Here is a 19,442-nt window from a genome sequence, read left to right on the forward strand (position 1 = left end):
AAGTGAATACCTTGGCCTTGCGCGCTTGCAGCTCAGCATCCTGATGCAGATACATGGCCGGGTGCCAACTGTAAACCGAGGTGGCTTCGAGCCCGATGTGAATCTCGGATACGGCAAGCTTGTCCGCGACAGCAACGATGCGGTCGCGCAGATGGGAAGCGCCGCCGAGGTTATTCTTGACGGTGAACGAGTCGAGCTTGTCGCCGTCGGCGTTCATGAAGCACACTTCGAGCTCCTGCGAGCTCACGTCAATACCGACAAAGAGTTTCAAGTGGAATTCCTCCTTTCGATAAGGGATTCAGGGAATGGACGCTCCGGGATGCCTCCGGCGCACGCGCAGATCAGTCACCCTCGCCTATAAGGACACACTTCGGTCCATGAGCTGCCCCGGATCTGCTACGTCCGGGCATGGGTTGCCGAAGGGAACAGCCAGCGGGTAAGAAGCTCAAGACGCGTACCGGAGAAACAGACTTTGAGAGTAGACGATGCTACTGGAGGCGTAAGAATTTCCCCGAATGGACCCTAAGTTCCATTGTCCAGAGGCATGCCGGAAAGTCCAGTCCCTGATTCGATTTTCAAGGTGCAAAATGGCTGGAAATTTTTCGAGCGGCCTCCAGTCCCCTCGGGGACTGGAAATAGGCTCTTGAATGACTTCAAAACATACTATACGAGGAGGGGTGCAGATGGATAAGCAAGGAAGCGTCAGCATCATCATCCCGGTTCGCAACGGGGCGGAGTTCATTCTTCAGACTCTGGAGACGATTGCCGGTCAGACCTACCGGGAATTCGAAGTGATCGTGATCGACGACGGTTCGACAGACGAGACGGCTCGAATTGTGCGGAGCTTCATGAGCGGAGATTCCAGGTTCAGAATCGTGGACAACAGCGGCGGCGCAGGGCATGAGCATGCCCGCAACTACGGAGTCTCGTTAGCTCGCGCGGATTGGATCGCGGAATGCGATGCGGATGATCTCTGGCACGAAGACAAGCTGCGTCGCCAGGTGCAGTTCCGCGATAGCTGGAGCCATGCGATTCCCCTTGTCCTGTTGGGCACGGCGGCGCAGCTCATTAACGATAAGGGGGAAGTTGTAGGTTCGTTGGGGACAAGTCCGACTACCTTGGAAGAGTATATGGAACGGAGAGCCCGGGACGATTACTTTATGTTGAATCACTCCTCCATCTTTTACGAGAGAGGCACATTTATGAAAGTAGGAGGGTATAAGCAGGATTACATCGGCGCGGAGTGTACGGAGCTGTATTCGCGGATGGCGGAATACGGGGCGGTCTTGGGCCTGCCGGAGCGATTGTTCCTGTATCGCAAGCATCTGAAGAGCTTCATGCTCGCGAATACGATTACCCAGGAGATCAACTTCCACCGGATCAGGGAGAACATCGTCCGCAGGCGGATGGGGCAAGAGGAGCTTACGTTCGATCAGTTCCTCGCGACGTTCAAGCAGAAGATGAGCTCCTCCGGCATGAGACGCTTTAATCGCAATGCCAAAGGAACGCTGTATTACCGCAGGGGCGCGATCAGTTCGGTAAACGGCCACTTGCTTCAGGGGCTAATCTATCTGGCCATCGCATGTTTCTATGACTTTCGGAAAGTTTGGAGCGGGTTGATGAGGAAGCTGCATCATACCGGATTATAGTCGCGGAAAGGATGAAGGACTTGGAACTGTCCGATACCCCAATCTTGGTAACGAAGCCTTTTTTGCCTCCACTGCATGAGTATATGAGAGAAATCGAGAAGATCTGGGAAGTTACCATATTAAGCAACCACGGCCCTATTCATAATCAGTTCGAAGCGGCATTAAAGAGTTATTTGAATGCGAAGCACCTCTCTTTGTTCGTGAATGGCCATATGGCTCTGGAGATCGCGATCAAGACGCTCGATTTGCAAGGGGAGGTTATCACAACTCCGTTCACTTTCGCCTCGACGGCGCACGCGATATCGAATTGCGGATTAACCCCTGTGTTCTGCGATATTAATCCTAATGATTACAATATCGACGTAACGAAGATAGAAGAGTTGATCACCGAGAAGACGTCCGCGATTGTGCCCGTCCATGTTTACGGCACTCCGTGCGACGTGAATGCGATCCAGCGCATCGCCAAGAAGCATGGGCTCAAAGTCATCTACGATGCCGCTCACGCCTTCGGAGTAAGCGTAAACGGAGTCGATATCGGCAACTTCGGCGACATCTCCATGTTTAGCTTCCATGCGACGAAGGTGTTCCATTCGATCGAAGGCGGAGCCTTGTCGTTTAACCACGAACCCTACAAGACGGTTATGGCGAAGCTGCGGAACTTCGGGATCAGCGGCCCGGATTCGATCGACATGACCGGAACGAATGCGAAGATGAACGAGTTCCAGGCCGCGATGGGAATCGTTAATTTGCGTTACGTCGAAGCCGATATTGAGCGAAGAAGGCAGATCACTCAGCGGTATCGCAACCGATTAGGCTCGATCGAAGGAATGACCTTTATGAGAGACGAGCCAGGCGTCAAGAGCAATTATTCTTACTTTCCGCTTATCATCGACCCCGTCCGGTTCGGCATGAGCAGGGATGAGCTTCATGACCGATTGCATCAATACAACATTTTCACCCGCAAATACTTCTATCCTCTCATCAGCGATCTCGACAGCTATAGACGTCCGGGGGACGGCGAACGTCTCGTTAACGCGAAGTATGTAGCTGAGCGAATTCTGGTTCTCCCGTTGTATTCGACTCTATCGGATGACATGATCGATTACATCTGCGATTCGATCGAGGACATCTCCTATGCCGCCAGCGTATCTGCTTCCCGGAATTATCTCAGAAGAGCTTAAGGATGGCTAAAGAGGAAACTTTATAGTTGAAATGATACAAAATGTATCGTAATATAGAGTACAGAAAGCGAGGTGATAGGAATGATTAAGTACGAAGCTCCTAAAATCATCGTTCATCAGCCGGTGGTATTCGAAGGGCACGACCGCAATTCCGGCAGCACCGGAGGCGGAGGCGGCGGAGGCGGTTGGCCGCCAAAGTGGCCTTGGTGGTAAGATGAGCACGACAGGAGTGGGGGGGAGAGAGAGAACTCTTTCTCCTCTTCTTTTTTTACTATCGATTTCGATCCGGCAAAAAAGAATTATAAGGCTTTCGGCCCCCCTCGACAAAAATAGAACCGCATGTCAGGTATCGGGCGAGCAATTGCGACAGGCTATCCCCAAGAACATCTGTATAATAAAGGCAATGTTTGCTCTTGTCGTTCGGAGCTAAGCCTAATACGCCGGGAAAGGTTTGAGGGAGTAATGAGAGCCGATTCGTTGATAGAGATGGAGAGGGAGCAAATGGAGAGAGAAGAAACGGAGAAAGTAAGCGTTGACATTCGAACCATACTGGAACAGCTCGGTCTTAACTTCAACAATTGGCTGGCCGCAGCGGCGGCCGAAGAGAAGGAGCCTTAATCTCTTCGGCCGGCCGGATCGGACGAAACCGGCAATAAGGGGTGATCTGCCGCTGCGCAGATCACCCCTTATTGCATTTATTGTCCTTCGGACGGAGCTTCCGGACCGGTCATGTCCATCGCTCTCTCCGCGCGAACGAACGCGATGAAGCGCTTCGCCTCCTCGAGGCTCAGCTTGCGTCCGTCTACCGTCAGTTGGAATTGCTCGAGAATTTCCTGCTCGGACAATTCCAACTGATCGACGAACTTCCGAACGAGCGGATCAAGCGTAATCTCCGGGCGTCTCGTTCTGCCGAGAAGGTAATCCACCGAGACAGCGAAGGTGTTCGCAAGTTTGATAAGCGTGTCGAAATCCGGCTGCCTGCGATTTTTCTCGTAGTGGGATAGCGCTGCCCGCGATATCCCGAGGGAGGCGGATAGCTGTTCTTGAGTAAGTCGCTTCGAATCCCGCAGTTCCGCGATTCTATCCCCGATATTCATTTTCTAGTCATCTCCCCCCTCCGCTATAACCTCATAATAATACGTTTTGTTTCGCTTTTTCTACAATGAAACAAAATGTCGCATAATAAAGCGCTTACTCGAAAAATATACTTGACACGATACGTATTGTATCGTAATGTAAAACTCATGAAGGATACAAAACGTAACATTCCATATTACAGTATGTCCGCCGGAACGGAATTCCATACCTGCGGAACACTGCGCGGAGGGGGATTATGGCGGAGGAGGCTCAGCAATCCGTCTCCGGCAATCGGCGCGCCGACGTTCGCATTCAGCTTCTTCAGGGAACGAGAGCCGCGATCCGGATCATTCGCATCAACAGAAGCATGGTTCGCTCCAGACCGGGGCCGATCCTGCTGCTGGATATCAGCCCCGGGGGCTGCGGCTTCCGAACGGCGCTCATGTTCCCGGTCTCCTCAAGGGTTCTGCTCGAGATCGAATGGGATCACGGACACGGCTCGCTGAGGCTTGTCGGTCAGATCGTCTGGCGGCAGCCGGTCGACACGGTCTATCGCTACGGGATGATGTTCCATCCCATGTCGCCGGGAGAGAAGCGATTGCTCTTCCACGAGCTGAACCGGCTGCTGCTGGAGCTCTCCCCGGGGCAATCAAGAATCCATCTTCTATACAGGGCTCAGAATGAACGGAAGTTCCGCTGAGCGCGAAGGATAGGTGCCCATGATCGATATTCACTCTCATCTTCTTCCGGGAGTCGACGACGGCTCCGCAGAGATGGAGGAGTCGCTCGCGATGGCTCGAAGCGCAGCCCGCCAAGGGATTCGGAAGGTCATCGCCACTCCCCACCATAACAACGGACGTTATGTCAATCCGGCTGCCGAAGTCAGGCGTGCCGTGGCCGAGCTGGGCGACCGGCTTCGCCAGGAGGGCATTCCGCTGGACGTGTTGCCGGGACAGGAGATTCGGCTGACCGGCCGATTGCTCGAGGATTGGGATGCGGGGCAGCTTCTGACGCTGGCGGACACCCCGTATATCCTGCTCGAGATGATGCCCGACTTCGAGATCTCGCATCTGGCCGAGGCGATTCACGAGTTAAAGGTGCGCGGGCTGATTCCGGTTATTGCGCATCCGGAACGGCATCCCGAGCTGGCCCGCCGCCCGGAATGGTTCGGGGAGCTGGTCGAGCTCGGCGCGCTCGGCCAAGTGACATCCCATTCGCTGCTCGGCCGCTTCGGCCACATGATCCGCCGGGCCGCCTTCCGGATGTGCCGGGAGGGAACGATTCATCTGGTCGCCACGGACGCGCACGATCTTCTCCGCCGCGGCTTCGACCTGAAGGAAGCCTATGAGCTCATCCGGAAGGAGTTCGGCCTCTCCTACGCCGAGCTGCTCGAAGGCAACGCGGAGGCGCTGCTCCGCAGCGAGACGGTCCAGGCGGCCATACAGACGCGACGCTGGCGCAAGGCCTGGTTTTTCTAGATACATTCGTTCCCGCTCGAATGATGTTTGGCCCGGCAGTCCATCCCCTTTTTCCCCAACAAAATCGGAGGTTACGCGCCATGGAACTTAAAGAGAGTCTGCTCATTGTTCGCAAGAAAATCTGGATGATCGCGGCGATCGTGCTGACGGCGACGATCCTGTCCGGGGTGTATTCCTTGTACTTCGTCTCGCCGACCTACGAGGCTTCCACCAAGCTGCTTGTCAATCACCAGGACCGCTACAGCGACGGAACGGCGATGATGGACTGGAACTCCGTCAACACGAACATCATGCTGATGAATTCGTACAAGGAGATCATCCAATCGGAAGCGATTCTGAACGCCGTCGCCGACGAGCACCCCGAATTCGAGCTTACCGGCAAGGAGCTGATGAGCTACATCTCGGCGTCCTCGTCCACGGATTCGCAGATCATGACGGTCTATGTGCGGGACTTCAGCTACGAGCGGGCGGTCAGCATCGCGAACGCGGTCGCAGGGGAATTCCGGGCGCAGATTCCTTCTATTATGAAGGTCGACAATGTCGCCATCCTGACGGCGGCCAATCCGGCCGACGAGCCGACCCAGGTCGCTCCGAACCCTCCGCTCACGATCATTCTGGCGTTCCTGCTCTCCGGCATGTTCGCGGTCGGTCTCGTGTTCCTGCTCGATTACCTGGACGACACGATGAAGTCCGAAGCCGACGTCGAGAAGCAGCTCGGGTTGCCGACCTTAAGCTTGATTCATGCCATCCGCAAGGATGACCTGTCTCCACGATCTTCCCCATCGTCTTCGCCGCCCCATCAGCAGCATCCGAACGAATCTCATGCCATAGGAGAGAAGAGCTATGTCACGGTCAACCATTGATACGAAGCCCAAGCTGGTCGCCTTCGCCAATCCGACCTCGCCCTTGGCCGAAGCCTATCGGACGCTGCGGACGAACATTCAATTCTCGAGCATCGACGAGCGAATCCGCACCCTGATGGTCGCTTCCGCCCAATCGGGGGACGGCAAGTCGACGACGATCTCGAACCTCGCAATTACGTATGCGCAGGAAGGCAAGCGGACGCTGCTCATTGACGGGGACCTGCGGAAGCCATCCCTTCATCACATGTTCGCCATCTCCAACCGGACCGGACTGACGAATGTGCTCGTGAACGAGCAGAGCTGGATGTCGGTGGTGCGAAGCACTCACGTTCCGAACCTGTCGGTTATGGCCGCCGGCTCGATCCCGCCCAACCCGTCGGAGATTCTGGCATCCCAGAGGATGAAGAGCCTGCTGGAGGAGCTCGGCGAGCGGTTCGACATGATTCTGTTCGATACGCCTCCGATTCTGGCGGTTACGGACGGGCTGATCATCTCCTCGCTGTGCGACGGAGTCGTCATGGTCGTCAAGTCCGGCCGGACGAAGCACGCGCTTGCCCGGAAGCTGAAGCTCAGTCTGGAGCACGCCAAGGCGCGAATCTTCGGAGTCGTGCTGAACAATGTGAAGCGCAAATCCGGAGAAGGCTATTACGACTATTACCGCTACGGATACGGACATTCCAAGTCCTAGCCCTGCCCTGGACTTGGACCTGGATGTGGACCAAGTCCTAGCCCTGGACCAAGGCATAGGCGAATCCTCCCCTCGCGGTTCAATCCGACCCATCTCCCGTTCTCATCTTCGCTCTCTCGGTTCTCGGTTGCTTCCGAAGGTAAAGCCTGCTGCACCTTTATCACTGCAGGCACTCGGCCATGCTGTGGGTTATGGATGCCTTAGACGTGAATCGTCAAGGGTGTGGCGTGAGGCGGGGTTAGATGCCCTTAGCTTGGTTTTGCTTGGATCAAGTTGCGATGGGGAGGTTGCATTCGGTAATGAATGAGGTAGATATGCAAGCTTCGTGGACAGCCGATGCCGCTTATGCGGTGCCGGGCAAAGCTTACGCGGCGGAGAAGCGCGACAGGGCCAAACGGCTTGTGGACGTGATGGTTGCCTCGGCCGGTCTGCTTGCCGTTCTGCCGGCGATGCTGATCGTCGCGATGCTGATCAAGCTGGAGGACCCCCGCGGGCCGATCTTCTTCGGGCAGATTCGGGTCGGCAAGAACGGCAGACGGTTCCGGATCTACAAGTTCCGCTCGATGGTCACGGACGCGGAGAAGCGGCTCGAGCAGTTGCTGGAGAAGAACGATATCAGCGGAGCCATGTTCAAAATGAAAAACGACCCGCGAATCACCCGCATCGGTCGCCTGCTTCGCCGTACGAGCATCGACGAGTTGCCCCAACTGTGGAATGTGTTGCGCGGCGATATGAGCATCGTCGGTCCCCGCCCTCCTCTGGAGCGGGAGGTTGCCATGTACAGCGAGCGGGAGCTGCTGCGGCTGACGGTTGTCCCCGGCTGCACCGGCCTGTGGCAGATCAGCGGCCGCAACCACCTAAGCTTCCACGAGATGGTGGAGCTGGATCTCAAGTACATAGAGAAGAGAAGCGTGCGGTTCGACCTCTACATCATGTGGCGCACCGTGCGGATGCTGCTCGGTGCCAAGGATGCGTATTGATGCCGGGGGCGGATGGGGATGGAGGTGGGGGTGGGCGAGTTTGGACGGTTTAGGCGAATTTTATATGAAAAACCACATTCGTTTCCGCGAGAACGAGTGTTTTTGGCGGTTTTATGCGAAATTTCACATATATCGGCTTGCTCGCGGCCAGAAATGCGCTATGTATGCTAAAAATCACATTTATCGCCTCAATCCGGGCCGAACACACGGTAACGAATGTGAAAAATCACATTCATTGGTGCGCGGACGGACGAGCGGGGGCGGTAACGGCGGTAACGGCAGTAATGGCAGTAACGGCGGTAATGGCAGTAATGGCGGTATCGACGGCATTGGCGGCATATTCGACAGATTTGTGGAAAGGAAGTAGACAGAGATGAGAATCGGAGTGGATGCGCACGTTTTGTCGGGGAATAAGATGGGGAGATTAGGAGTGGCCATGATAGAACCGGTAGGTGGACATGGCGGGATGAATTATTACGACTTCGGTCTCTGCCAGGGGCTTGCTCAATTCGATGTTGACGTTGCTCTGTATACTTGCGATAAGACGAAGGTTCTGCCTGCTTTGAACTTTGAGGTTCATACGAAGTTCAAGGGAATTTACGGCCAAGATCCTAAGTGGAGGCGTGCCGTGCGATTCTTCGCGGGATTGGGCAAATCTCTTGTTCATGCTCGCCGTAATCGCAAAAGCATCGCGCACTTTCACATCTTTCAAATCACTATTCTTGAATGGCTTGCCGTCCGACTGTTTAAGCTTGCGGGTTTCCGTATTGTCATTACCGTACACGATGTAGAGAGCTTCGGGTATGACGAGAGAGTGAAGAGGGTTCGATCCTTATACACTCTGGCAGATCGAATTATTGCTCATAACCAAGTCAGCAAGACGGAGTTGGTCGAGAGGCTGCGCATCGAAAATTCTGCTATCAGCGTAATTCCGCACGGGCATTATGTCGATACTATTATGGAGCGGCTATCCAAGGAAGAGGCAAGAAAGAAGCTAGGACTTAATAAGTCCGATCGGCTTCTTCTTTTTTTCGGTCAAATTAAGAAAGTCAAAGGCCTGGAAACCTTGTTGAGAGCGTTACCCCAAGTTCAAAAGGTGTTTCCGAATGTCAAATTGCTTATCGCGGGAAAGCTTTGGAATAACGACTTCCGCATGTACGACTCTATTATCGAGGAACTGGGAATTGCCCCCCTCATCATTCGACATATCCGCTACATTCCCGTGGAAGCTGTAGATTCCTATTTTTCGTCCGCGGATTTAATTGTTCTCCCATATAAGAAAATTTACCAGAGCGGAGTATTGCTCCAATCCATGAGCTATAAGCGTCCCGTCATGGTTTCAAATATCGAAGGAATGCTGGAGATCGTCTCCGATGGAGAGAATGGCTATGTGTTTGAGGAAGGTAACCCGGAGAGCCTGGCTAGCCGGATAATAGAGGCACTCTCTGACGATGAGTTTAGAGCGCAGACCTCTGAAGTGGGGTACCATTCTGTTGTAAAGAATCACAATTGGAGAAGGATAGGACAATTGACTACAAGACTTTATCAAGATCTATTGCACTAACTTCAGCAGTCAAAAAACATTTACTATTAGGTTATAGTATGGGGTGAACTATGCAAATCCGACGCGCGTTCATTCAATGGATGTTGGCTTTCTTTGCAGCATTAATGTCCGCCTCCATTATTACATTCTTTTCACAGAACAATATTATAAGTGTTGGAATAATCTTCGTCGCGGGCGCTGGACTCTTATATGTTCTTTCTCATGCGTGGTATTCCCCCTTGTCCATCTTTGTCGGTTCAAGCTTCTTGTTTATGTTGATCGGGTCCAAACTGATCATTCATCCGGTGGATGGATATTTCGGCGGAGTCGGCGCAGGTTCATTTTACATAGGGGTTCCTCACATCATTCTGGTTCTGGGAATCTTCTCGGTCGCAATTTATCGATCAAGAACAAGATCGAGTGCTTTGATTCGGAATCCGATCAAACATGACATAAACAAGCGGCTCTTGCTCTTCATTGGCTTTGTACTGGTCAGCGCGTTGATCTCCCCGTATGCGGCAGCCAGTCTGCCTCAGTTGAATCTATATTTGTCGTTGGCCTCCGTTTACCTGTTTTGGGTATATTCCTTCAAGCGGATGGAGCGGGAGAAGATCGTTCGGCTTCTTATCGGATTCTTCACACTCGCAGCTACGATCGAGATGATACTGGTGGGGTTGCAAATATGGCAAGGACAATTGGGGTTGAACTTTTTGGGAGAAGGCACGGTGGAGGAACGAGCTGGAGTGTCCATTCCCAGCGTTACCGGCACTTTCATTCATCCCGGTCCGCTGTCGTTGTTCTTCTGCATCTGTATGTCGATACTGTTCCCGTTTATTCTGCAGTCCCGAAACAAGATGGCGATCATCGGTTTTACGTTATCCTCAGTCGGTATGATCATGACCTTCTCGCGAACGAGCATGGTGATGATGATACCGATTTTGCTTTTAGAGGTCATGTTCCTGAGATTCGGCGGCATCAAGCTATCCAAGCTCAAAGTGTTCCTAATGTCCGCCGTCGCCGCAATTATCCTTGCCTTCTTCAGCGGGATGATCCAGGACCGATTCGACAACCTGCAATCAGACTCGTCGGACGAGCAATTTGACAACCGCTTTACTCATTTCTCAATGGCTTGGACCTATATCAAGAAGGAGCCCGTGTTGGGATATGGGCTAAGCAGTTGGTCCTACGTCACCCATAAACTGCAGCTCCCCTCTGCGATCGGCATCAGTCACACTTTTTTCTACGACAACCCCGTTCACAACATTTATCTGTATTTATGGTTCGAGGGCGGACTCTGTCTTCTTCTAATGTTTCTTCTTTTCGTTGGTCATACAATGTACCGTCTGGTCAAGCTGATTAGGCGAGGCAATACGCTCGAATGCGGGCTATTCGCGGCGCTGTTGTGTATTCTGGTCTACGGGATGACGGGGTGGGGCTTGTTTAACGGCAGCCAGCTTCTTTATTTGATGTTTCTATTGATGGCCATATCGGAAAGCTTGTATCGCGTTGCTTATCAATCCAAACCCAAAGTTGAAATTACAGGAGGATATAAGGATGAAGAAGATCGTGATTTCCGGCATTACGGGATTCAAAAACAGGGGCGTGGACGCACTCGTGACTACGGTAGTGGAAGGCATTCATACGGTAAATAAATCGAATGCACCGATCACCGTGCTGACAGATACCCCGCAATACGATACGGAGAGCGGGAAGCATCTGAAGGTGAACTTCGTCAGCGACACGTTCCGGAATCGCAAAGCCCGGTACATAAGGAAGCTGGGAGGCAAACCGCTGGCCAATGCTTTAATCCCGCTGGTGGTTCCTAGCTTCCGTAAGACGGTCGATCTAGTAGAGGGAGCAGATGTCGTTATCGCTTCAGGAGGAGACGTCTTCAGTTCCGATTACGGCGACTTGGGCGAGTTTCTCGTATCGCTGGAAGCTGCTCAAAGAGCAGGCAAGAAGGTAGTATTCATCGGGCATTCTATTGGTCCATTCAAGACAAAGGAAGAGGAGGAGGCTTGGACCAGGGTTGCGAACCAATCGGAGCTTATCACCTTAAGAGAGTCATTCTCTTACGATTACGTGGTAAACAAGCTGAAGGTGCCTTCCTCGAAAGTCCATCTCACAGCCGACTCCGCCTTTAATTTGAGAATCCCGGATTCTAATTGTCTGAGTGAACTAGCTCGTCTTTACGGCATCGATAGGGATCGTCCCACGATTGCTCTCAGCATAAGCCAAGGCATCAAGAAGTTTGCCAAAGTCGCTCATGATGGGCATTTGAATGCGTGGACGAAGCTGGTCCGAACAGCAACCGAGCGTTTGGGTCTTCAAGTCGTTATTGTGTCGCATGTTCAAGATCAGTGGGAATTGAACGATGATCGGCTAGCCAGCCAAGAGGTTGCTAGTCAGTTCTCCGGCAACCCGCTCATCCGAGTGGTGAACGGCGATCATACCGCTTCTGAACTGAAAGGAATTATTCAGATGGCAGATATGGTCGTCGCGGAAAGAATGCACGCGGCCATCGCTGGCCTATCCAGCGGCATCGCGACGGCCGTCATCGGGTACAGTGTGAAGGCTCAAGGAATTCTGTTCGATCTGCTGCAGGACAACGTAGAGAAGTACCGCCTGCTCGTTTCGGTCCAAGACTTCGTGAACAAAATCGATGCTGGAGCATGGGTGGAACAATTATGGAATCGTCGCTGCGAAGTCGGGGAGCATCTGGCTCAATCGTTGCCGCAAGTGAAAAACCGTGCAAATCAAAATTTTGAGCTTCTGGCCAAAATTCTGTGACGTGAATCGCCATGAGAGCCAAAATCAACTCGGTCATGCTCGGCCCCATGCTCCTAATGGGGGCGCAATACACGACGCAAATCGTCTGGCCGCTGGTCAATCTTCTGGTCGTTCGTTATCTTGGACCGGAGCAATTCGGGCTATACGCTTCCGCGATAGCCATCATCACCCTGCTGACCTTCATTCCCGACTTCGGACTTCAGCAAGCGGCGTTGAATCTGAATGCGAGGAATCAATTCTCTATTCTGTCCATCCTTCGCAAGTCGATGAGAATGGGAATGGCTTACGCTGGTGCCGCAATCCTTCTCGTTATCGTATGGATCAGTTTGGTTCCGTATGACGACGTGGAAATCAAATGGTTGGCCGTACTGATGAGTTTCACATTCCTCCGAGTAGCGTGCGTTACGGTCATCACTACCCGTCTGCAGATCAACGGGAACTATTCCCGGATTGCCATATGGAATCTGTCGATAAGCTCAAGCCAATGGATCTCCACGCTCGTGCTGATGTTCTTCGATGCGGGATTATACGTCCTAATCGTCGCCCCGATCGGGATCAGTCTTGTCATCGCGGGAATTATGATGGTCGTTCAGGGAAGAGACTTGATACTCAAGCCTTCCGCATCGGAGCAGCCGGAGCAGGTGCCGCTCAAGGAATTGTTCGGAGGTTCATGGAAGTTTGGCGTTGCTTCCTCGATGCATCAGTTGTATTACAAGTCGGATGCGGCCCTCATGTCCGTGTTCAGGGCGCCCGTTGAGGTCGGCTATTACACGGTCGCCTTTAAGCTGATCGAACTGTTTTTCCTATTCCCGGGAGTTGTGTTCAACCAGGTGCTCTACCCTAAATACGTCGTTTGGTGCCGGGATAACGTACAGAAGCTTAAGATGTATTACTCGCTGATGAACAAAGTGATGATTCTGACGGGAATCATCGTGACCTTCTTTCTATTGTTCTTCAGCAGAGATCTGCTTGGACTTTTGTTTGGGGAAAAGAATAAAAGTGCCATCCAGTTCTTGAATTTGCTTGCTTTCGCTGTTCCGCTTCGCTTCTGGGTGAGCTCCGCGGGAGCGGTATTGACGAACGAGAAATTAATCGTCGTCAAGATGAAAATTCAAGCCGGCATTGCGGTACTGAACGTCTCACTGAACCTGCTTCTTATTCCGCTCTGGGGCGGCATTGGTGCTGCTGCGGCGATGATCGCAACCCATGTTGTACTCCTCGCGGCTTACGAGTTCGCTGCTCACAAGTTTGTCTTCGGATTTGAGAAGAGAGGCACCTTCACGAGAATGGCCGTTCACTATCCGATCGGTTTGTTTGTGCTCGGAACGGCGCTCTACGAGCTGGCAGGCGAGCAGAGCCTGCTTCTTAAGATTCTGGCTTGCGGCTTCATGGTTATTCTTGTTGTTCCTGGTACTTGGGGCTGGTTAAAGAAGGGCGAGAAGAACCAGTTGCTGTCTCTGATACGCAAGCCGGCACCGGAAACCGCGGGCAGTCATTCAGCTTAGTTGCGAGAAATATTCTAGTCAAGGAGGCATATCGTGAGTAGGCACTTGAAGTCTATTGTTGTTCTAGCATTGGGATTATCGGTCCTGACACCAACGGCGGCGGCCGAACAGCCTCCGATTGAGATTTATTATAATGGAGAACGAGTCGTCTTCCCGATCGATCCTGTCATTAAGGAGAATGCCTTATTCGTTCCCATGCGCAAGTTATTTGAAGTAGTGGGAAGCGAAGTGCACTGGAACAACTCCAAGAAGAGTGTTATCGCCTCCAAAGAGAATAACATCATAGAACTGAACATCGGGCAAAGGCAGGCCTTCTCTCAAGGCAACGGATACGAACTCGATGCCGCTCCTTTTACCTCCGAAGGCTACACGCTCGTTCCTATGCGGTTCGTAAGCGAATCGTTGGGGGTGGACGTGGAATGGAACCCGGAAACCCGGCAGGCAAAGCTTACTCCAAGGCCGAGCATCTTGCCCTCTATCCATGTCAATGACTACCTCGATCCAGATCCGGTTCGGGATATTAGCGGCGTAAGCTTGCATAACCTGGAAGATTCCTCTTCCGTCCGAGTAGCAACGGTGTCGAACACTAAGCTGGCAGTGCTAAGCGAAGCCAGTCCGACTCAAAGCTATCCCAATAAATCCGACTTTGAGCTGAACGGAGAATTGGGCAAGCAGGCCAAAGCGCTGCTTCAGTTCGACCTCTCCTCCTTCGAAGGCAAAAAGATACGGGCGGCCTACCTGCAGTTGACTAATCATAAGAATCTCGACACGAACGCGGCTCGTACGATCTACGTGCAGGAGGTCTACAAGCCGTGGGGCATAAAGGCGAATTGGTTGCAAACCGATAACGGGAATGGCTCTTGGGGAGCTCCCGGAGCGAACTCGGACGAAGACGCTTCCGTCTACCGAATTAGCCAGTCCAGCTTCCGAATCGTGACATGGGAGCCATCCTGGTTTATCGACGTGACATCTTCCGTCCAAGCGTGGAACACATCCGTAAGGATCAATAACGGATTCCTATTGACTTCGGATCGCAACCTATCCATCTTCAATCCCTTTACGAGCGGATTTAAGCCGCAGCTTATCATCGAGTACGCCGATTCCGATACGATTGAACCGTTGTCTTATCGAAGCAAACTACGAACGGCCTTGGAATTTTTAAGCACAAATTACACGCATGGATCATGGAGCGACACCAGCTCGGGCATTATCAATTCGCAGATTAACGCGGATAAGCTTGGCTTGGGCGACGAATATCTGAAAGTTCTAATTAGTTTCTTCGATAACTATGTCGGCGAAGACAGTAAGTTGAAGGGCGGAGCAGCCAAGCTGGACAGCTACTATAACGGTTCGATGGGCAAGGCCTTGATTTATCTCTACCAACGAACGGGTGAACCGAAATACAAGATTGCCATCGACCGAATCCGGGCGATGTTCTCGACACTTAAGCAAATCGACGGCATCTATATCGAGCAGAACACCTTCCAGTCCGAGCTATCTTACCTCGGTACGGATTTCCTGGCGGCATACGGAGAGGCCTTCGGCGATGCGGAAGCAACGGATATCGCAATAAATCAAACCCTTAATCTTTACGATAAGCTGGTCTCTTCCGCGACGAACGGAATTCCGTTTACCCTGATGATCCGAACGGGAGATATCATTGGATATCCGAAGGGTGTCGGCTGGTCCCGAGGCATTGGCTGGCTGTATGCGGGATTAGGGAAATTATTGGCCTATGATTCGATCAAAGCTCATGCGAAATACCCCGAGTTCGTCAGGCGATACCAAGAAATTTCTTCTTTGCTCGTCTCCTACCAAGACAAGAGCGGCCTCTGGCGCAATCTTATGCAATATGAGAGCTCGCCGTTGGAAACGACGGGGACTTCGATGATCGCGCTTGGCATGGTATACGGCGTAAACGAGGGAGTTCTTCCGAAGTCGTACGATTATATCGTGAACGCAGCTCTCAATGGGTTGCAGTCCTACACCCGAACCGGGGCGGAGATGGGGAACGCCTATCCCTCCAATCAAGACCTCATCTACACCTACCCGTATTTGACCACTTCAAGGAGCAGCTTCGGCTTCTGGATGGAATTGATCACGACAAGAGAGCTCTATAGAGACAAATTAATTTGAAGGAGGGATGGAGTTGAGAGTCGTACTGCTGTCGGGAGGTTCTGGCAAGAGGCTGTGGCCGCTATCCAACGATATGAGATCGAAGCAGTTTCTGCCCCTGCTCAAGGATGAGAATGATTTTCCCGAATCCATGGTCCAGAGAGTCTGGAGGCAGTTGGAGGAGGCGGGATTCACGGACGACAGGTACATCGCGACGGGGAAGTCGCAGGCCGAGTCGATTCTGAATCAGTTGGGCATGGACGTGCCTATCATTATCGAGCCGGAGCGGAGGGACACCTTCCCGGCGATCGCGTTGGCGGCGTCCTATCTGTACTCCGTGGAAAATGCCGCGTTGGACGAGGTGGTGGCGGTTATGCCGGTCGACCCGTACGTGGAGTCCTCCTTCTTCGGACATATCGGGCGGTTGGAGTCGCTGCTTCGGCAATCGGATGCTCAATTGGCCCTGATGGGGGTCGTGCCGCACGAGCCTTCGGAGAACTTCGGCTACATCGTTCCGGATAAGGAGCGGGAGAGGGACGCCGGACCGTTCCCCGTCAAAGCGTTCAAAGAAAAACCTCGCAAAGAAGAAGCGGAAGCCTTGATCGAACAAGGCGCGCTTTGGAACTGCGGGGTTTTTGCATTCCGGCTGGGGGAATTGATCAACAAGCTGCTGGAGCTGGGCATGCCGATTCGGTATGACGAGCTGCTCGGTCATTATCACCGGCTCCCGAAGATCAGCTTCGACTACGAGGTGGTCGAGAAGCTGGAGCGCATTGTGGCTCTGCCTTACAGCGGGCAATGGAAGGATCTCGGCACCTGGGAGTCGCTGACCCATGAGATCGATGCGGCGGTGTCCGGACGAGGTTATGTGTCCGCGGACTCTGCGAATTCGCATCTGATTAACGAATTGGACATTCCGGTTGTCGTGATCGGCCTGCCCGAGGTTATTGTCGCGGCGAGCGCCGACGGGATTCTGGTGGCCGACAAGGCGAAGAGCGCTCGCATCAAGGAATTAAGCGATCAGATGATCAACACCCCGATGTATGTGGAACGACGCTGGGGCTCGTACCGGACGATCGACTTCATCCGCTGCGAGGACGGCATCGACGTGATGACGAAGCGGGTGCGCATCCGCCAAGGGAAGGGGCTCAGCTACCAGTTCCATCGCCATCGGGCGGAGATGTGGACGGTGCTCTCCGGAGTCGGGGAGATCGTGCTGGGCAAGGAGATTCGGAGCGTTGGAGCCGGAGAGGTTGTTGTCGTTCCGGCAGGCGTCGAGCATGCGATCAGAGCGCTGACGGATCTGGAGCTCATCGAGGTGCAGCGAGGAAGCGTAATCGCGGAGGATGACATCGTTCGGCTGAGCATGAGCTGGAACGATATCGAACGGATGATCTTGCGCGAGACAGGAGTGGCGGAGAGATAGAGCCGGCCGGCATAGGAGAAATTTAAGAGAGAAGGTGCAAGATGAGACACATCTTTATCCTGGGCTCCAAGGGGATTCCGGCACGGTATGGGGGCTTCGAGACGTTCGTCGACCAGCTCACGGCCCGCAGGAGAAGCCCGGAGCTGCGTTACCATGTGGCGTGCCTGGATACGAAGAACCGGGAAACCGAGCATAACGGAGCGAGATGCTTCCACGTCGCGGTACCGAAGATCGGCCCGGCGAGAGCGGTCCTGTACGATGTTCTCGCCTTAAGAAGAACCATACGCTATATCCGCAAGAACGGTCTGACGGACTGCGCCATCTACCTGCTGGCGTGCCGCATCGGGCCGTTCTTGCCCTTGTGCAAGCGGCAGCTCGAGAAGCTCGGGGTTCCGCTCTGCGTGAACCCGGACGGCCAGGAATGGAAGCGAAGCAAGTGGAATGCGGCGATCAAGCGGTACTGGAAGCTGTCGGAGCGGCTGACGATCAAACACGCGGACCGGGTGATCTGCGACTCGCGGGCGATCGAAGGATTTATCCGCGAGGAGTATTCGGCGTACCGGCCGGTCACGGAGTATATCTCCTACGGTGCGGATCGGACCCCGTCGAGGCTCCCCGACGATGCGGACTCGCTGCTTCTCTGGATGAACCTGCATAGACTGAAGCGAAGCGGCTTCTACTTGATGGTCGGGAGGTTCGTTCCGGAGAACAACTACGAGCTCGTTATTCGCGAGTTCATGCAATCCTCCTCGAAGCGGGACCTGGTCATCATCTCGAACGTGGAGCATAACTCGTTCTACGAGGCGATCCGCAAGCGGACCGGCTTCGAGAGCGATCCTCGCATCAAGTTCGTCGGCACGGTTTACGATCAGGAGCTGCTGAAGAAAATCCGCGAGACGGCGTACGGCTACATTCACGGGCATGAGGTCGGCGGGACGAATCCGTCCCTGCTCGAGGCGCTGGCCGCGACGAAGGTGAACCTGCTGCTGAAGGTCGTCTTCAATCTGGAGGTCGGCGGAGACGGAGCGGTCTACTTCAAGGCGAACGAAGGCTCGCTGCGGAACCTGATCCACGGCATGGACGCGATGAACGAGAGCTTCGTTCATTACTTGCAGCACAAGGCGAAGCAGCGCATCGCGGACGAATACGACTGGGACAGCATCGTTCATCAGTACGAACAGTATTTCCATCAACCGTTCACCGAGAATGCGAAGGAGAAGGAGGCGAGCTTGCTTGAGAGGAATTTTGCTGGCCGGAGGAAGCGGGACGAGGCTGTACCCGCTGACGAAGTCCGTGTCGAAGCAACTGCTGCCGATCTACGATAAACCGATGATTTATTACCCGTTGTCCGTGCTGATGCTCGCAGGCATCCGGGACATCCTCATCATCTCGACTCCCCAGGACCTGCCGAGGTTCGAGCAGCTTCTCGGCGACGGCTCGCAGTGGGGAATCTCCCTCAGCTACGAAGATCAGCCTTCGCCGGACGGCATCGCGCAGGCGTTCGTCATCGGGGAGCGCTTCATCGGCGGCGACAGCGTCGCGCTTATTCTGGGAGACAATCTGTTCCACGGGCACGGTCTGACCGAGCTGCTCCACAATGCCATTCGGCGCAACCGGGGAGCGACGGTGTTCGGCTATGCGGTGAAGGACCCGGAGCGCTTCGGGGTCGTCGACTTCGATCCGGACGGCCGGGTGCTGTCGATCGAGGAGAAGCCGAACAAGCCGACGTCCCAATACGCGGTGACGGGGCTGTACCTGTACGACAACCGCGTGGCGGACATCGTTCGGAGCATCAAGCCGTCCGCCCGCGGCGAGCTGGAGATTACCGACGTGAACAAGGCGTATCTGCAGCGGGGAGATCTGCGGGTGGAACTGCTCGGAAGAGGCTACACGTGGCTCGACTCCGGGACGCACGAGTCGCTGCTCGAAGCGTCGCAATTCATCGAGACGATCGAGAAGCGCCAGAGCCTGAAGATCGCCTGTCTGGAGGAGATCGCCTACTTATGCGGCTATATCGACGCCGACCAGGTCAGGGAGCTGGCGAAGCCGATGGCCAAGAACGAGTACGGTCAATACCTGCTCCGGCTTGCGTCGCGGCGGCCGCTTCACGCCAGAGCTTATGTCTGACTACCTTAATGTGGACAAAG

19 protein-coding genes are annotated in these 19,442 nt (G+C 53.8%); 17 read left to right on the plus strand and 2 right to left on the minus strand.

The window, feature by feature from the left end; all coding sequences use genetic code 11:
- Positions 1 to 271, minus strand: a 271-nt coding sequence (locus tag E6C55_RS24035) for an IS110 family transposase (protein ID WP_136372372.1), incomplete at its 3' end; no start/stop codon positions are given.
- Between the two features lie 412 nt (positions 272 to 683).
- Here E6C55_RS24035 and E6C55_RS24040 point away from each other — a divergent pair.
- The 3 genes from E6C55_RS24040 (at position 684) to E6C55_RS35105 (ending at position 3,043) form a co-directional block, all read left to right on the plus strand.
- Positions 684 to 1,649, plus strand: a complete 966-nt coding sequence (locus E6C55_RS24040; protein WP_168735850.1) for a glycosyltransferase family 2 protein — start codon at positions 684 to 686, stop codon at positions 1,647 to 1,649.
- A gap of 83 nt (positions 1,650 to 1,732) precedes the next feature.
- Positions 1,733 to 2,830 (plus strand): DegT/DnrJ/EryC1/StrS family aminotransferase, encoded by a 1,098-nt coding sequence (locus E6C55_RS24045; protein WP_230986835.1) that lies wholly within the window; start codon positions 1,733 to 1,735, stop codon positions 2,828 to 2,830.
- 81 nt (positions 2,831 to 2,911) lie between these two features.
- Positions 2,912 to 3,043 (plus strand): hypothetical protein, encoded by a 132-nt coding sequence (locus tag E6C55_RS35105; protein ID WP_269145558.1) that lies wholly within the window; start codon positions 2,912 to 2,914, stop codon positions 3,041 to 3,043.
- Positions 3,044 to 3,525: 482 nt separating this feature from the next.
- Here the strand turns inward: E6C55_RS35105 and E6C55_RS24050 are convergent, their stop codons facing one another.
- Complete coding sequence (locus E6C55_RS24050) at positions 3,526 to 3,927, minus strand: helix-turn-helix domain-containing protein (protein WP_136372375.1); 402 nt, start codon at positions 3,925 to 3,927, stop codon at positions 3,526 to 3,528.
- 236 nt (positions 3,928 to 4,163) lie between these two features.
- Between E6C55_RS24050 and E6C55_RS24055 the strand changes: the two genes are divergently transcribed.
- The 14 genes from E6C55_RS24055 (at position 4,164) to rfbA (ending at position 19,422) form a co-directional block, all read left to right on the plus strand.
- Positions 4,164 to 4,607, plus strand: a complete 444-nt coding sequence (locus E6C55_RS24055) for a PilZ domain-containing protein (protein ID WP_136372376.1) — start codon at positions 4,164 to 4,166, stop codon at positions 4,605 to 4,607.
- A 19-nt stretch (positions 4,608 to 4,626) separates the two neighbouring features.
- Positions 4,627 to 5,385, plus strand: coding sequence for a tyrosine-protein phosphatase (locus E6C55_RS24060; RefSeq protein ID WP_136372377.1), 759 nt, complete (start codon positions 4,627 to 4,629; stop codon positions 5,383 to 5,385).
- A gap of 80 nt (positions 5,386 to 5,465) precedes the next feature.
- Positions 5,466 to 6,248 (plus strand): YveK family protein, encoded by a 783-nt coding sequence (locus E6C55_RS24065; protein ID WP_168735851.1) that lies wholly within the window; start codon positions 5,466 to 5,468, stop codon positions 6,246 to 6,248.
- Positions 6,229 to 6,936, plus strand: a complete 708-nt coding sequence (locus E6C55_RS24070; RefSeq protein WP_136372379.1) for a CpsD/CapB family tyrosine-protein kinase — start codon at positions 6,229 to 6,231, stop codon at positions 6,934 to 6,936. Before E6C55_RS24065 ends, E6C55_RS24070 begins: the two co-directional genes overlap by 20 nt.
- Before the next feature lie 299 nt (positions 6,937 to 7,235).
- Positions 7,236 to 7,916 carry a sugar transferase gene (locus E6C55_RS24075; RefSeq protein ID WP_136372380.1) on the plus strand — a complete coding sequence of 227 codons (681 nt, stop codon included), beginning with the start codon at positions 7,236 to 7,238 and terminating at the stop codon, positions 7,914 to 7,916.
- Positions 7,917 to 7,956: 40 nt separating this feature from the next.
- Entirely contained in the window at positions 7,957 to 8,283 is a 327-nt protein-coding gene (locus E6C55_RS24080) for a hypothetical protein (protein ID WP_136372381.1), read from the plus strand.
- Between the two features lie 6 nt (positions 8,284 to 8,289).
- Positions 8,290 to 9,480 (plus strand): glycosyltransferase family 4 protein, encoded by a 1,191-nt coding sequence (locus tag E6C55_RS24085; protein ID WP_136372382.1) that lies wholly within the window; start codon positions 8,290 to 8,292, stop codon positions 9,478 to 9,480.
- 50 nt (positions 9,481 to 9,530) lie between these two features.
- Entirely contained in the window at positions 9,531 to 11,111 is a 1,581-nt protein-coding gene (locus tag E6C55_RS24090; protein ID WP_136372383.1) for an O-antigen ligase family protein, read from the plus strand.
- Positions 11,014 to 12,249 (plus strand): polysaccharide pyruvyl transferase family protein, encoded by a 1,236-nt coding sequence (locus tag E6C55_RS24095; protein ID WP_136372384.1) that lies wholly within the window; start codon positions 11,014 to 11,016, stop codon positions 12,247 to 12,249. Before E6C55_RS24090 ends, E6C55_RS24095 begins: the two co-directional genes overlap by 98 nt.
- Positions 12,250 to 12,260: 11 nt before the next feature.
- A complete protein-coding gene (locus tag E6C55_RS24100) occupies positions 12,261 to 13,754 on the plus strand; it encodes an oligosaccharide flippase family protein (protein ID WP_136372385.1) in 1,494 nt (497 codons plus the stop codon).
- A gap of 33 nt (positions 13,755 to 13,787) precedes the next feature.
- Positions 13,788 to 15,890 (plus strand): stalk domain-containing protein, encoded by a 2,103-nt coding sequence (locus E6C55_RS24105; RefSeq protein ID WP_136372386.1) that lies wholly within the window; start codon positions 13,788 to 13,790, stop codon positions 15,888 to 15,890.
- A gap of 13 nt (positions 15,891 to 15,903) precedes the next feature.
- Positions 15,904 to 17,295: a sugar phosphate nucleotidyltransferase gene (locus E6C55_RS24110; RefSeq protein ID WP_136372387.1), complete on the plus strand. Its 1,392-nt coding sequence runs from the start codon at positions 15,904 to 15,906 to the stop codon at positions 17,293 to 17,295.
- 41 nt (positions 17,296 to 17,336) lie between these two features.
- A complete protein-coding gene (gene cps2T / locus E6C55_RS24115; RefSeq protein ID WP_136372388.1) occupies positions 17,337 to 18,620 on the plus strand; it encodes a beta 1-4 rhamnosyltransferase Cps2T in 1,284 nt (427 codons plus the stop codon).
- Positions 18,529 to 19,422, plus strand: a complete 894-nt coding sequence (rfbA, locus tag E6C55_RS24120; RefSeq protein ID WP_136372389.1) for a glucose-1-phosphate thymidylyltransferase RfbA — start codon at positions 18,529 to 18,531, stop codon at positions 19,420 to 19,422. The genes cps2T and rfbA overlap by 92 nt, the downstream gene beginning before the upstream one ends.
- The last annotated feature ends 20 nt before the right edge of the window (positions 19,423 to 19,442 follow it).

Origin of the sequence: Cohnella fermenti, from assembly GCF_004801405.1 — a bacterium.
GTDB lineage: Bacteria > Bacillota > Bacilli > Paenibacillales > Paenibacillaceae > Cohnella > Cohnella fermenti.